The sequence below is a fragment of the Kitasatospora sp. NPDC030952 genome (genome assembly GCF_055571335.1).
Window position 1 is genome coordinate 193,694 of sequence record NZ_JBVIFM010000001.1, and the last position, 14,096, is coordinate 207,789.

12 protein-coding genes are annotated in these 14,096 nt (G+C 70.1%); 1 reads left to right on the forward strand and 11 read right to left on the reverse strand.

What is annotated here, in order from left to right:
• Nucleotides 1–4: 4 nt before the first annotated feature.
• The 4 genes from rplC to ACZ47G_RS00975 form a co-directional block, all read right to left on the reverse strand.
• A complete protein-coding gene (gene rplC / locus ACZ47G_RS00960; RefSeq protein WP_350503569.1) occupies nucleotides 5–652 on the reverse strand; it encodes a 50S ribosomal protein L3 in 648 nt (215 codons plus the stop codon).
• Between the two features lie 14 nt (nucleotides 653–666).
• Nucleotides 667–975: a 30S ribosomal protein S10 gene (gene rpsJ / locus ACZ47G_RS00965; RefSeq protein WP_012785157.1), complete on the reverse strand. Its 309-nt coding sequence runs from the start codon at nucleotides 973–975 to the stop codon at nucleotides 667–669.
• Between the two features lie 417 nt (nucleotides 976–1,392).
• Entirely contained in the window at nucleotides 1,393–3,213 is a 1,821-nt protein-coding gene (locus tag ACZ47G_RS00970) for a hypothetical protein (RefSeq protein ID WP_465739332.1), read from the reverse strand.
• A gap of 146 nt (nucleotides 3,214–3,359) precedes the next feature.
• Entirely contained in the window at nucleotides 3,360–4,253 is an 894-nt protein-coding gene (locus ACZ47G_RS00975) for a glycosyltransferase (RefSeq protein WP_465739333.1), read from the reverse strand.
• A gap of 503 nt (nucleotides 4,254–4,756) precedes the next feature.
• Here ACZ47G_RS00975 and ACZ47G_RS00980 point away from each other — a divergent pair.
• On the forward strand, nucleotides 4,757–6,385 hold the full coding sequence (locus tag ACZ47G_RS00980) for a hypothetical protein (protein ID WP_465739334.1): 1,629 nt from the start codon (nucleotides 4,757–4,759) through the stop codon (nucleotides 6,383–6,385).
• A gap of 73 nt (nucleotides 6,386–6,458) precedes the next feature.
• Here ACZ47G_RS00980 and ACZ47G_RS00985 read toward each other — a convergent pair whose 3' ends face one another.
• The 7 genes from ACZ47G_RS00985 to tuf form a co-directional block, all read right to left on the reverse strand.
• Complete coding sequence (locus ACZ47G_RS00985; RefSeq protein WP_465739335.1) at nucleotides 6,459–6,836, reverse strand: DUF2304 family protein; 378 nt, start codon at nucleotides 6,834–6,836, stop codon at nucleotides 6,459–6,461.
• Nucleotides 6,833–7,522: a glycosyltransferase family 2 protein gene (locus ACZ47G_RS00990; RefSeq protein ID WP_380459348.1), complete on the reverse strand. Its 690-nt coding sequence runs from the start codon at nucleotides 7,520–7,522 to the stop codon at nucleotides 6,833–6,835. The genes ACZ47G_RS00985 and ACZ47G_RS00990 overlap by 4 nt, the downstream gene beginning before the upstream one ends.
• 84 nt (nucleotides 7,523–7,606) lie before the next feature.
• A complete protein-coding gene (locus ACZ47G_RS00995; RefSeq protein WP_465739336.1) occupies nucleotides 7,607–8,929 on the reverse strand; it encodes a hypothetical protein in 1,323 nt (440 codons plus the stop codon).
• A 135-nt stretch (nucleotides 8,930–9,064) separates the two neighbouring features.
• Nucleotides 9,065–11,134: a hypothetical protein gene (locus ACZ47G_RS01000; RefSeq protein WP_465739337.1), complete on the reverse strand. Its 2,070-nt coding sequence runs from the start codon at nucleotides 11,132–11,134 to the stop codon at nucleotides 9,065–9,067.
• 160 nt (nucleotides 11,135–11,294) lie between these two features.
• Nucleotides 11,295–11,741 (reverse strand): GtrA family protein, encoded by a 447-nt coding sequence (locus ACZ47G_RS01005; RefSeq protein WP_465739338.1) that lies wholly within the window; start codon nucleotides 11,739–11,741, stop codon nucleotides 11,295–11,297.
• On the reverse strand, nucleotides 11,738–12,697 hold the full coding sequence (locus tag ACZ47G_RS01010) for a glycosyltransferase family 2 protein (protein ID WP_465739339.1): 960 nt from the start codon (nucleotides 12,695–12,697) through the stop codon (nucleotides 11,738–11,740). The genes ACZ47G_RS01005 and ACZ47G_RS01010 overlap by 4 nt, the downstream gene beginning before the upstream one ends.
• Before the next feature lie 188 nt (nucleotides 12,698–12,885).
• The gene (gene tuf, locus ACZ47G_RS01015; RefSeq protein WP_326846505.1) at nucleotides 12,886–14,079 is read right to left on the reverse strand and encodes an elongation factor Tu; all 1,194 of its coding nucleotides are present in this window, start codon (nucleotides 14,077–14,079) and stop codon (nucleotides 12,886–12,888) included.
• Nucleotides 14,080–14,096: the final 17 nt, after the last annotated feature.

Genomic DNA, 14,096 nt, shown 5'->3' on the forward strand with positions numbered 1-14,096 from the left:
ATCCTCACAGCCCCTTCGCCGCAGTGCGGACGAGGATGAGGCCGCCGTTCGGGCCCGGGATTGCGCCCTTGATCAGGAGCAGCCCCTTCTCCGCGTCAACGGCATGGATGGTCAGGTTCTGGGTGGTCACACGCTCGTGGCCCATCCGGCCGGCCATCCTCACGCCCTTGAACACGCGACCCGGGGTGGCGCAGCCACCGATCGAGCCGGGCGAGCGGTGCTTGCGCTGCACACCGTGACCGGCGCCGAGGCCCCGGAAGTTGTGGCGCTTCATGACACCGGCGAAGCCCTTGCCCTTGGAGGTGCCGGTCACATCGACCTTGACACCCGCCTCGAACAGCTCGGCGGTGATCTCCTGGCCGAGGGTGTACTCGGACGCGTCCGAGGTACGGAGCTCGACCAGGTGACGACGCGGGGTGACACCGGCCTTGGCGAAGTGGCCCGCGAGGGGCTTGTTCACCTTGCGGGGGTCGATCTCGCCGAAGCCGATCTGGACGGCGTCGTAGCCGGCCGGGCTGTCTGCGGTGTGGACCTGGGTCACGACATTGGGCCCAGCCTTGACGACGGTCACCGGGACGACCCGGTTGTTCTCGTCCCAGACCTGGGTCATGCCGAGCTTCTCGCCCAGGATGCCCTTAATCTGCTTAGCCATCTTCGGTGCGCCTCTCAGAGCTTGATCTCGATGTCGACGCCAGCCGGCAGGTCGAGACGCATGAGCGAGTCAACCGTCTTCGGCGTGGGGTCGAGGATGTCGATCAGACGCTTGTGAGTACGCATCTCGAAGTGCTCGCGCGAGTCCTTGTACTTGTGCGGCGAGCGGATGACGCAGTACACGTTCTTCTCAGTGGGCAGCGGCACCGGGCCCGCGACCTGCGCACCAGTACGAATCACCGTCTCGACGATCTTCTTCGCCGAGGAGTCGATGACCTCGTGGTCGTAGGCCTTGAGCCGGATGCGGATCTTCTGTCCCGCCATGGCTACTCAGTAGTCCTTTGTCTTCAGTCACTTCACGGCCACCCTCCGACCCCCGCGCTCGGGCGTGTCGCACTGGCGCTTGCAAAAAACCGGCGAAGAAGCTCGTCGGTTTCAACTTTCGGGGTGGGAGGCGCCGGGCCGAGGCCCCGCACACGCTTCCCGGAAGATTCCCGTACTTTCGCCCCGCAGCTGCCGTGGCGTAGAACTCACGCTTGACGGCCATCACGGGAACGACGAGTACATGGGACTCGCTTCCAGTCCTCCCGGCGGGAGGCGCGCAGCATCGGCACTCAACCGAGCAACTTGGACATACTGCCACATGGAGCAGCCCGGATGCCAATCGGGGCCGGTGAGGCGTACCTCACCGGCCCCGATCGGGTGACCGTCAGCGCCGGCGGACTCCGCCGGCGGCCCGGATCACCAGGGACGCTTGGTGCCGCAGACCGTCGCCCACTCGTCGCCGCTCACGTTGGCGCACCACAACTGACCCTTGTCCGGGTCGTTGTTGTACTCGTGGAGGCCCTTGTTCACCGGCGCGCAGTCGTGCGGGCCGGCCGGGTCGTACTTGGGGCACTTGCCGTTCTCGTTCACCAGGATGTGCGCGCGCCAGGCGTCGATGCCCATGTCGACGTTCTGGGTGCCGCTGCTCGGGAGGAGCTTCGGGTCCGTGGTCGGCATGTAGCGGTCCACCGACCAGGAGGCCGACATGGTGGCGAACAGCGCCACCGCGCAGACCGCGCCCGCGACCAGCCGGCCGGTGACCGCCGGGCGCAGGGTCAGCGGTACCGGCCCGCCGTCGGTGCCGACCCGCTGCACCGTCCGCAGCCAGCCCGTGCCGCGCTGGACGGCGAACATCAGGCCGAGCACGGCCAGGATCATCAGCGCGTACAGGATGATCCAGGTGGTGCGCGGGTACAGCTGGACGGCCTTGGCCTGGGCCAGGTGCGAGGCGAACCAGTAGCGCAGCAGCCAGGCGCTCACCAGGGTGACCGCGGTGGTCCGGACGGCGATGCTGCGCAGCCCGAGGCCGAGCGCCAGCGCGACGCCGGCCAGCAGCAGCAGGGTGTAGGCGCTCTGCCCGGCGAGCTCACCGCGCCACGGGAAGTTGTGGTAGGTGAGGTCGCCGGTGCGGTCCGAGGCCCAGCCCATGATGTACGCCGGGTCGATGTACACCGAGAGGTAGGCGTACCGGTCCTTGGCCTGGGCGCCCAGCCGCACCAGCTCGTACAGCAGCGGCGCGCCGACCACGCCGGCGCTCACCAGGGTGACGGCCAGGAACAGCAGCACCGGCTTGATCCGGGCGGCGCCCTTGCGCCACGGCACCAGGAACAGCGTCAGGACGAGGACGCCCGGCGCGGCCCAGACGAACCAGCCCGAGTACCAGAGGAACATCAGGCCGAACGAGACGCCGAAGCCGACCCCGCGCAGCACCGTGGAGCGGGTGGTCAGCCGGTGCGCCCGGCGCAGCTCGCGCAGCGCCCCGGCCAGCATCGGCACCATCACCAGCATGGTGACGTGGCTGTACGGCCGGATCGGGTCCAGGAACAGGATCGCGGACGGGACGGCGATCAGCAGCGCCCAGAACGGGCGCAGCAGCAGCCGCCAGGACAGGTACGCCATCGGGCCGACCAGCGCGCTGCAGATCAGCTGGACGTCCTTCATGGCGTAGCCGACGCCGCCGATCCCGCCGTGGAAGAGCTTCGCCCAGACCGCCAGCAGCGCCGGGAAGCCGGGCGGGTAGACACCGGGCAGGCCCTCGCCGCGCAGCATGTCGTTGGCCATGCCGATGAGGTTGCCCGGGTCGCCCTCCTGGCCGCCGAGGCCCCAGTTCGTGCCGTGCAGCGCCACCGCGATGCCGCCGGCGACCGCGCCGGTCGCCAGGCCGGCGACGGCCGCGCAGACCAGCCGCTGGAGCAGCTGGTAGCGGGCCAGGCTGCCCCGGTAGGCGGCGTACAGCAGCACCGCCAGGACGGGCAGGCCCACCACCGCGGCGTACTTCTGCACCATGGCCAGGCCGCTGACCTGGCCGACCCGGTTGAGCGGGTTGACGTTGATGCGGGTGCAGAGCAGCGTGAAGGCGAACGCCGCCACGACCGAGACCACGGCCTCGGCCGAACGGACCGCCCAGGGGCGTGCCAGCAGGCCGTCCATCCGCCCGAGGCGGGCGCCGAGCGCGCCCTCCGGTTGCCGGGGCTCCGCCTCGGAGCCGCCGACCGGGCTGGTGGCCAGATCAGTCATGTCAGTCACTTCCGTACGTCGCCACGTCCGGTGAGCGGCGTGGAGTGGCGGGTTGGGGTCGGCGAACGGATCAGCCGACATGATAGGGACTCCGCCGGGGCCCCCGGCTCCCGGCGGAATCCCGCTGCGGCCCGTTCCGGGCCTGGTCAGCTACTGCGGACGGCGCGGCCGACCATGGCGCCGGCGTGGGCGAAGTCACCCGCGCCGAGGCGTCCGGCGGCCACCATCAGGGCGTGCAGCCGGGAGGAGAGGTGGAGGTCGGCCGAGCGGGCGGCGGCGTTCCAGCCCTTGGCGCGCAGCTCCTTGGAGATCAGCGTGTAGTACTTCAGCTCCTCGTCGAAGCGCTTGCCGTCCTTGACCCGGTTCGAGGAGTCACTGGCCTGGTGGCGGCGGTAGCGGAACACCTCGCGCTCGTCGACCAGCAGGTTGCCGCCCTCCATCAGCATGTCGACCATGAACGCCAGGTCGTGCACGGCGTCGATGTCGGGGCGGTACGGGATCTTCGACAGCGCGGACTGCCGGTAGGTGAGCGACGGCGTGTACAGCCAGTTGCCGGACAGCAGGCTCTTCACCGCGGCCTCGCCGCTGATCACGCCGGCCTTGCGGGCCGGGGCGGCGATCCGGCGCTTGACCTTGTCGCCGATGCCGAGCGACGGCACCAGGTTCCCGTCGCTGTCCATCACCTTCACGCCGGGCTGGCAGGCGATCGCGTCCGGGTCGGCCTTCAGCCGCTCCAGCACGACGTCCAGGTAGTTCGGCTCCAGCAGGTCGTCGGCACCCATCATCGAGACGAACTCGCGCTCGGCCAGGGTGGACGCCTTGTAGGTGTTGCCGTTGGGGCCCAGCCGCTCCTCGTTGCGCACGTAGCGGATCCGGTCGTCGTCCAGGCTCTCGATGTACTCCAGCGCCCGGTTGCCCGGGTACTGGTCGTCCACCACGGTCAGCCGCCAGTCCTGCTGGTTCTGCGCCCGGATGCTGTCGATGGTGGCGAACAGGTACTCCGGGTCGCCGTAGTACGGGATGACGAAATCGACGCTCATGACGGCGCCGCACCTCCTGGTCCTGGATCATGCTTCGGTGCCCCGGCTGCGGCCGCCGGACGGGCCCAGTCAACCAGTTCCGCCGCCCCGGTGCGTCGGCCGGTCCGTCCGTGAAACCACCCGTCGAGCCGTCCGCCGGGTTCGCGTACGTCACTGACCGGAAAGTCCGGGCAACGGAATTACATCCGCCGAACGGCCGCGCAATGAATTGGAGTTGGCAATGTCCGGATTTTCGCCGATTTAAATATCCGCCACCGGAGCGAGCCCGGCCGGGGTCCCTAGGATATCTTCGGTGCGACATGCCAACTCCCGTACAGCCGGGTTCTGAAGGGCCTCCCAGGATGACCATCAGCGTTCCGCACCGTGCCGACAGGCCTCAGCGGTCGCCCGAACAGCCATTGCTCCCCCCTCTGCCCCAACGGATGTACCGGCGCGAGAGTTCAGCGTGGTGGCTGGCGGCCGAGGGCGTCATCGGGATCACGGCTGCCATGCTCATGACCTGGGTGACCCGATTCATCGACATCGATCCGATGGTTCGTGTCGGTCAGGTCAGCGGCCTCGCCGGGCTCCAGCTCATTCTGCTGATCTCGATGGGCGTCACCGTCGGAGTACTGATGGTCATCATGCGCCGGTGGTCGATACTGCCGGTGCAATTCGGCGCCGCGATATTCGCCGGCCTCTCCAGCGGTGTGCTCGCCGGCGCCGTCGCGCTCGCGCTGCGCGGCACCCCGTGGCCGCTCGGCGGCCAGGGCGGCGACTCCGGCGTGCTCCAGGGCTGGGCCTTCAACCTCATCCACGGCCAGCCGATCGACGACACCTACCCGCCGCTCTTCCCGCACCTGCTCGGCTGGTACACCCAGCACTTCACCGACAGCGACCCCGGCCACGCGCTGAAGATGGTCAGCCTGGTCTTCATCGCGCTGCTGGGACCGACGGCCTACGTCGCCTGGCGACTGATCCTTCCCCCGCTGTGGGCCCTGGGCATCGGGGTCACCGCCTCGCTGCCGCTGGCCGACCCGTACAAGCCCTACACCACGATCGTCCTGGTCGGGCTGCTGCCGGTGCTGGCGAAGCTGCTCCAGCTGATCCAGCGCTCCCAGTTGCTCAGCCGCGCCCGCGCCATCGGCCTGGGGGCCGTCGTCGGGGCCGTGCTCGGCCTGCTGTTCCTGCTGTACTCGGGCTGGTTCGTCTGGTCCGCGGCCGGCCTGATGCTGATGGGCGTCGTCCTGCTCGTCCGCCAGTGGCGCACCCACGGCACCGGCGCCTTCGTCACCGCCCTGCTGCTGATCGGCGCGACCGTCGTCACCTTCGTCGCGGTCTCCGGCTTCTACCTCACCAAGTTCCTCTCCTCGGCCGGCGGGGCCGTCGACCGGTACTGCTACTTCGACGTCTACACCGAGCCCAGCTACTTCATGATGTGGGGCAGCGACGTGCCCGGCGGCCTCGGGCTGGGCGCCTGGCCGCCGCCGGGCGAGATCGGCGGCGTCGGTCTGTTCGCCATCGTGCTGCTGATCGGGGGCGCCGCCGCCATCGTGGTCGGCCCGCGCAACTCGGTCGTGCTGGCCACCGCCGCGGCTGCTGCCAGCGCCTTCCTGATGCGCTACTGGTACGCCGCCCACATGTACAAGAACCAGGCGGTGATGCTCTACCCGCGCACCAACCAGCAGCTGCTGTACTGCTTCATCGTGCTCACCGGCCTGGCACTGTTCCTCGGCACCGAGCGCTTCCTGGAGCGGCGCCAGCGGACCACCGCCGACGACCGGTCCACCCCGACCGCCCGCGCGCCCCGCCGGTACGCCCTCGCCACGCTCTGCGCGCTCGGCCTGCTGTTCGGCATGGCCGGCTCGTCCACCGGCAGCCGGTACATGCCCGAGTCCAGCGCGCGCATCGACGCCACCGGCAACTTCGCGTACTCCGCCCAGGTCCTGCGCGGCCAGAACGGCAGCTGCTCGCCGTACGTCTCCGCCCAGGACTGCATCGACCCCGGCGTCCCGGCCGTCTACGACCAGGCCGCGAAGGTCCGGAAGGACCAGGAGAACCAGCAGAAGCCCGAGTACCAGGTGCTGAGCTGCCAGAAGGACAACCCCTACCCCCGGGCCCCGAAGCCGCCGGTCGGCCGACCGCAGGGCTGATCCCGCCGCCGAACGGCTGAGGGCCGGCACCCCCGTCGGGGGTGCCGGCCCTCAGCCGTTCGCGAGGTCCGTCTCAGTGGTCGGAGCTGACCGGGACGTTGAGCCGGTCGTTGTTGTGGCGGACGCCCTCGGTGATGGCCACGGTGCGGGCCAGGTCGGTGAGCTTCTTCTCCAGCGAGCGGAAGCGCAGGTAGGTGTTGAGGGTCAGGAAGCCCATGGCGATGACCATCAGGTAGAGCACCAGGTCGGTGCCGCGGCCGACGCCCAGCGCGGTGGCCAGCTTGGTCACGCCGCTCGGCCAGAGGATCGCGACGACGTTGACGATCACGAAGAGCGTGAAGGCGATGCGCTTCCACGCCCGGGTGTTCGCCTTGTCCCAGCGCCAGACGAACACGAGCGCCATGACGACGGCCGCCACGACGAGGATGAGCTGGATCCAGAGGTGGTTCATCGGCCGTTACGCTCCCGCAGCGAGATGTCGAAGAGGATGTTCACGCCGTTGATCAGGGACTGGCCCTTGGCGCGCGAGTAGTCGGTGTAGAGGATGTCGACCGGGAGTTCGGCGACCCGCAGGTCCGAGCCGGCGAGGAAGGAGACGATCTCCGAGGCGTGCGCCATGCCGTTCATGGTGATCTTGATCCGGCTGGCGGCCTCGCGGTTCATCACCCGCAGACCGTTGTGCGCGTCGGTGAGCTTGAGCTTGCGGGCGGTCGGGCTGACCGCGGCGGCGGTGCGCAGCACCACCCGCTTGATCCACGGCACCTGGCCGGTCTGCTCGATGAAGCGGGAGCCGAGCACGATGTCGGCCTCGCCCTCGCGGAGCAGCGCCACCATCTTCTCGACGTCGGCCGTCTGGTGCTGGCCGTCCGCGTCGAAGGTCGCGAAGTACTCGGCGCCCTCCTGCGACAGCGCGTACTTCAGACCGGTCTGGAGCGCGGCACCCTGCCCCAGGTTGACCGGGTGCCGCACCAGGTGGGCGCCGGTCGTCATGACGTGTTGGGCCGTGTCGTCGGTGCAGCCGTCGTCGATCACCACGATGTTCGGGAAGGTCTTGCGAGCCCCCTCCACGACCTCGGCGATCACCTGGCCTTCGTTGTAGGCCGGGATCACCAGCCAGACGTTGTCATACTCGGACACAGGTGCTCCATGCTTGGCGAACGGCACGGCAGCCCGTGCCTCGGGTCTGTCTATCGGTGATGGATCGCATCGGGCCCCCGTACCTCAGGAGGTCCGCAGCGGCTCTGCTGCGGTCCGGTCGGCCGGGTCGGCGACGGGGCGGGAGGGGAACGCGCGGTACAGCGACCACAGCATCAGTACGGCACTGACCAGCGAGCCGGCCAGGTACGCGAGCTCCGCGCGGAGGCCGACGGCACCCGGAGCGAGCGCGACAGCCACCAATGCTACGGAACCGGCCGTCCAGCCCACCAATTGGCGGCGGTGCTGCGCGCTCGACATCAGGGCCTGACCGAAGACCGTCGCGAGGACGTAGCAGAGCGTCCCGAACACCAGCCAGGTGAAGTCCAGCGGGCCGAGCACGTCCTTGGCGTTGAAGAGCAGCGGGTTGAGCTTGGAGCCGAGCACGATCACCGGCAGGCCGCCGCCGATGCACATCGCGGCCACGATAGCGGTGGTGCGGGTCAGCACCTTGCGGAACTCGGCGTGGTCGCCGGCCGCGGCGGCACCGGAGAGCGCGGAGACCATCGAGGCCTGCAGGGCGCTGTAGGCGAACAGCGGCGCCCGGGCCATCACCACGGCCTGGCCGACCGCGAAGACCAGCGCGTCGGAGGCCTCGGAGTGCTTCGGCGAGAGCAGGCGCACGCAGACCACGGTCGCGTTGACCACCAGCTGGCTGAGCATCACCGAGGCGATCAGCAGGCCGAGGCCGCTGGTCAGCTGCTTCCAGGACACCTCCGGGCCGGGGGTGCGGTCGGCGAGGGTGTCGCGCAGGCCGACCAGCGAGGCGACCAGCGGGGAGACGAAGAGGATCAGGCCGAAGGCCAGCGCCGAGTGCAGGCCGACCGCCGCGGCCAGCGCGGCCAACCCGATCCGCAGCCCGCCGTCGACCGCCAGCTGGGTGCCGTACGGGCCGAACAGCCCGAGGCCGGCCAGCGCGCCACGGGCGACCGAGCTCACCGCGAGGCCGGCCAGGCCGCCGGCCAGCGCGACCACCAGGGTCCGGTCGCCGCTGAACAGCTGGTCGGCGATCGGGCGGGCGGCGACCGCCAGCACCGCGCACACCGCGACCAGGATCGCCATCGCGAGCAGCAGCATCCGGCGCACCGCGGGCAGGGATCCGTGCCCGGCCACCTTCCGGGCGGCCACCAGCCGGGTCAGCTCCAGCTCCACGGGCTGGAAGAGTCCCCACCCCACGGACATCACGATGGTCCAGAGCATCGTCACCCTGGCCGCGCCCACAGTGCTCAGGCTGTAGCCCACGAGCGCCATGTAGACGTACGCCGAGGCTCCGAGCACGACCGTGCCACCGACCACGAGCCGCGCCCCCGGGGGGAGCACCCCCAGCAGTCTGGCGATCGGGTTCTTCATCACATGACCACCGAATTCACCGGCCGGCCTTGCCACACGTCTCCGCACGAGGCCGGCCAGGCCGTGCGATTGCTGTGAATAGTAGCGGGTGGCCGTGAACGCTCGGTGCGCACGGACCCCTTCCCCGACGACGACTCAGACGCCGGGGAAGGTACGGCCCCACGGCTGGGTCCAGAGCAGGCCCGGATCGCTCCGCACATTGACCGCCAGGCCCTGCTTGGCCAGGTCCCGCTTGATCCGGTCGCCCACGGACTGGTCGGCGGTCAGGATGGTCACCGGCGGGTGCGGCGCGGGGAGCTGCTCGATCGCTCCCTTCAGTCGGCCGAAGGACCGCTGGTAGTCCTCCTCCTTCACCTGCGGCCCGCCGATGTCCACCCAGTGGATGTCGTACAACGCCTTCATGTCGCCGCCGCGCCGGTTCAGCAGCGAGGCGAGCCAGGTGGCCTTCAGGTTCTTGTAGTCGTCGTTGGAGACGAGGGCGATCACCGGGCCGCCGGTGCCGCGCAGCGGGGCCAGCGCCTCGATGCCCTTGGGACCCATGTCGCTCTCGTACTCGCCGCGACCCCAGGCCACCAGCGGGTTGCCGGACCAGGCCGACGGGTTGTCCTTGGTGGCCAGGAAGCCCCACTGCACGTTGGCGAAGAGGCTCAGCGCGGCGGCGACGGCCAGCCCGGAGAGCACCAGCTCGTTCAGGCGCCGGGTCAGCGTGCGGCCGCTCCCCCGGGACGCCGTCCGCAGGAAGGTCCCGACGGCACCGAGCGAGATCAGGGCGACCACGACGCCCACGGCCGTCATCTTGTGGAAGTAGTACGAGTACCGCCCGATGCTGTGCAGCTGGTACGCGGCGAAGGCGGTGAGCAGGCCGCCGGTGCCGAGCAGCACCGCGAGGTGGGCCTGGCCGGTGGCGGTCCGGCGGTTGCGCGGCATGGCCGCCGCCAGCAGGCCGAGCAGCCCGCCGCCGATCAGGACCGAGCGGTCCGCGGCGACGCTCGGGCCGCTCATGTTCGAGGCGTCGGCGACGTTCAGGTTGCCGAACACCGACAGGACGCTCGGCAGCGCGGCCACGCCCAGCGCGCACGCCAGCGCGCCGAGCGTCCACCACCAGCGCCCGGCGAACCGGCGCCGGTGCACCACCAGGGCGCCCAGCAGGGCCACGCCGACGAACGCGCCGTAGATGTTGTAGGTGTAGGTGACGGTGATCAGCCCGGCCGAGGCGGCCAGCACGAACTCGGTGCGCCCCATCGCCGGCCGGACCAGCACCGCCAGCGCGAGCGCGATCAGCAGCAGGCCGATGAAGGTCGAGTCGAAGCCGTGGACCAGGAGGTCCAGGTAGTTGCTGGCGAACATGATCGACGCGACGCTCGCGCACACCGCGGCGGCCTGCCAGCCGCGCAGTCGCGGCCCACCGATCCAGCGGGCGGCCCAGACCAGCGCCGTGCAGAACAGCGCGTACGCGACCAGCAGGTACAGCAGGTACCGGTTCATGGTCTGGAGCATGTCGCCGGGGTTTGCGGCGGAGTGCACCAGCGTGTCGGTCCAGGCCAGCAGGAAGTGCGAGCCCTGCGGGTAGGTCACCTCGGACGGCGGGATCAGGTACGCCTTGGCCGCCCCCTGGTGGAGGAAGTTGAAGCCGCCGACGCCCTCGATGCCGGAGAAGAACGAGAAGTGCGAGAGCCGGTCCTCGGCGGTGGCCAGGTAGGCGACCCGCTCGGCCGCCGACGCCCCGGCGATCGGGTGGTACAGGTAGTGCCAGAACCCGCCGAAGGTGCCCACCACCAGCAGGTCGGACCAGCGGAAGCGCAGCGGCAGCCGGGGGGAGCGCCGGGCGGCCCAGGCGGCCGTCGTCAGCACGGTGAACATCAGGCCGCTGGTGGCGACCGGCGACAGGCCCCACGGCCAGAGCGAGAAGGCCAGACCGAAGGTCAGCACCGACCCGGCCAGGATCAGCCCGGCGACGAAGAGCCGGTCGAGCAGCACACCGCCGACCCGGATCACTGCGGCTATGGCGAGCAGCAGCAGCGGCAGCAGCACCACCCCGAGGTGCACCGCGACCAGCCCGGCCGGCACCAGCCAGGACAGGGCGAGTCCGCCGGCCAGCACCAACGGGTTGCGGCGCGGCCGTCCGTCAGCGGGCGGGCCCGGCGGCCCCGGCGGCGCGGTCGGACTCTGGAGCCCGCTGTCGGGCGAGCTGTGTACGGTCGACACGGTGCCGTGCCCCTCCGGTCAAGTCCCTGCCGCCCGTCTCCCCTACCGGGTCCGGACTTCATCTACCGTCTGCGGGCAGGCTACGAGGGCCCAGCATACCGAGGGCGCCGCTACGCCGGTCGGCCCAGGGGCGGCCGGGCCGTCCGCGCACCGACCGGGATCACGCGTCCGAGGTCCCGGACTCCCGGCCGCGGAAGACCCAGACCTTCAGCAGCACGAACCGCGCCACCGTGGCCAGCCCGTTGGCGACGACCAGCCCGCCCACCTCCACCGGCCGGGAGGCGTGCGGCACCACCCGGTCGAGCAGGGCGAGCGCTCCGGAGCTGAGGCCGAGCCCGATCAGGAAGGCCACCGCGCCCTGCAGCTGGTCGCGGACCATCCCCCGCGAGCCGACCACCCCGAAGGTGAAGCGGCGGTTGGCCGCCGTGTTGGCCACCGCGCTGACGGCCAGCGCGATCAGGTTCGCCGCCTGCGGGTCGGTGAACCAGCGGGCGAGGACGAACAGCCCGAGGTAGAAGACCGTGCTGAGGACGCCGATGACCAGGAAGGACGGCAACTGGCGGCGGGTCCCCCGGGCGGGCCCGGCGGGCTCCTCGGTGAGCGTCACCGGCTCCGGCCCCGCTCGTCGTCCTCGGCCGAGTCGTAGCCGACGAAGTAGGTCGGGCGGTTCTGCACCGCGGAGTAGATCCGGCCGACGTACTCCCCCAGCAGTCCGACGCAGATCAGCTGCACGCCGCCGAGGAAGAGCATCCCGATGAACAGCGAGGACCAGCCGGGCACCGTCGAGCCGAGCGCGTAGGCGACGGTGGCGTGGATCGCGAGCCCGATGCAGACCACGAAGCTGACCAGGCCGAGGTAGGTGGCCAGTCGCAGCGGCGCGGCGGAGAAGTTGGTGATGCTGTCCAGCGCGAGCCGGACCATCTTGGACAGCGGGTAGTGGGTGCCGCCGGCCACCCGCTCCTCGCGCACGTACACCACCTCGCCGCTGGGGAAGCCGAGCCAGGGCACCAGCAGCCGGTAGACCGGCTGGTGCTCGGGCAGCTGCTTGAGGGCGTCCACGGCGGCGCGGCTGAGCAGCCGGAAGTCGCCGGCCTGGTTGGGCATCCGCTTGCCGACCAGCCGGCGCATCAGCCAGTAGTAGGCGCCGGCGGTGCGCCGCTTGAAGGCGGTGTCGGTGCCGCGGTCGCCGCGTACGCCGTAGACCACGTCGAGGCTCTGCTCGCGGGCCAGGGCGAGCATCTCCGGGATCTTCTCCGGCGGGTCCTGGAGGTCGGCGTCGATGCTCACCACGTAGTCGCCGACCGCGCGGTGGATGCCGGCGGTGAGCGCGGCCTGGTGCCCGGAGTTGCGGGCGAAGCGGACGATGCGGAACTCCGGCCAGTCCTGCCGGATCTTCTGCATGAGCACGGGTGTGGCGTCCCGGCTGCCGTCGTCGACGCCGACGACCTCGTAGTCGACTCCCAGCCCGTCCAGGATCGGACGCAGCCGCTCGACCGTCAGCGGGAGCGCCTCCTGCTCGTTGTAGATCGGCATCACGACCGACAACAGCGGTGCCGTAGACATGCGTTGGTCCCACTTTCCGCGACGGCGGGGCTGGCTGGTGAGCCGACCATAACAGTCGGCGATGAGCCGCCCGTGAGAGAAGGGCGCCCAGGTGAGCGCCGGGTGAGACGCCGAAGGGCCCCACGCACCGCGAGGGTGCGTGGGGCCCTTCGGACAAGCCTGACGAGGCAGGCAGGTCAGAACATCAATTACTTGATGATCTTGGTGACCTGGCCGGCGCCGACGGTGCGGCCACCCTCACGGATGGCGAACTTCAGGCCCTCCTCCATGGCGATCGGCTGGATCAGCGCGACCGTCATGCCGGTGTTGTCGCCCGGCATGACCATCTCGGTGCCCTCGGGGAGGGTCACGACGCCGGTCACGTCCGTGGTACGGAAGTAGAACTGCGGGCGGTAGTTGTTGAAGAACGGGGTGTGGCGGCCACCCTCGTCCTTCGACAGGATGTAGGCCTGGGCCTCGAAGTCGGTGTGCGGGGTGACCGAACCCGGCTTGATGATGACCTGGCCGCGCTCGACGTCCTCGCGCTTGATGCCACGGAGCAGCAGACCGACGTTCTCACCGGCCTGGCCCTCGTCGAGCAGCTTGCGGAACATCTCGATGCCGGTGACCGTGGTGGTGGTCTTGGTCTCCTTGATGCCGATGATGTCGACAGTCTCGTTGACCTTGAGGATGCCACGCTCGATACGACCGGTGACGACGGTGCCACGACCGGTGATCGTGAAGACGTCCTCGATCGGCATCAGGAACGGCTGGTCCACGGCGCGGGCCGGGGTCGGGATGGCCTCGTCGACCGCGTGCATCAGGCCGAGGAGCTTCTCGCCCCACTCCTTGTCGCCCTCCAGCGCCTTCAGCGCGGAGACGCGGACGACCGGCAGGTCGTCGCCCGGGAACTCGTACTCGGAGAGGAGCTCACGGACCTCGAGCTCGACGAGCTCCAGGATCTCCTCGTCGTCCACCATGTCGGCCTTGTTCAGGGCGACGACGATGTAGGGGACGCCGACCTGGCGGGCCAGGAGGACGTGCTCCTTGGTCTGCGGCATCGGGCCGTCGGTGGCGGCGACGACGAGGATCGCACCGTCCATCTGGGCCGCACCGGTGATCATGTTCTTGATGTAGTCAGCGTGACCCGGGCAGTCGACGTGGGCGTAGTGACGCGCCTCGGTCTGGTACTCGACGTGCGCGATCGAGATGGTGATACCGCGCTGACGCTCCTCCGGGGCCTTGTCGATCTGGTCGAACGGCGTGAAGGGGTTGATCTCCGGGTACGCGTCGTGCAGCACCTTGGTGATGGCCGCGGTCAGCGTGGTCTTGCCGTGGTCGATGTGACCGATGGTGCCGATGTTGACGTGGGGCTTCGTCCGCTCGAACTTCGCCTTGGCCACTGAGTCCTCCTGAGGAC

Coding starts and splice junctions, on each gene's coding strand:
- ACZ47G_RS00975 (WP_465739333.1), bottom strand. CDS start 4,253: ATGAGCGTCGATTTCGTCATCCCGTACTACGGCGACCCGGAGTACCTG.
- rpsJ (WP_012785157.1), bottom strand. CDS start 975: ATGGCGGGACAGAAGATCCGCATCCGGCTCAAGGCCTACGACCACGAG.
- ACZ47G_RS01010 (WP_465739339.1), bottom strand. CDS start 12,697: ATGTCTACGGCACCGCTGTTGTCGGTCGTGATGCCGATCTACAACGAG.
- ACZ47G_RS00970 (WP_465739332.1), bottom strand. CDS start 3,213: ATGACTGATCTGGCCACCAGCCCGGTCGGCGGCTCCGAGGCGGAGCCC.
- ACZ47G_RS00995 (WP_465739336.1), bottom strand. CDS start 8,929: ATGAAGAACCCGATCGCCAGACTGCTGGGGGTGCTCCCCCCGGGGGCG.
- ACZ47G_RS00985 (WP_465739335.1), bottom strand. CDS start 6,836: ATGAACCACCTCTGGATCCAGCTCATCCTCGTCGTGGCGGCCGTCGTC.
- rplC (WP_350503569.1), bottom strand. CDS start 652: ATGGCTAAGCAGATTAAGGGCATCCTGGGCGAGAAGCTCGGCATGACC.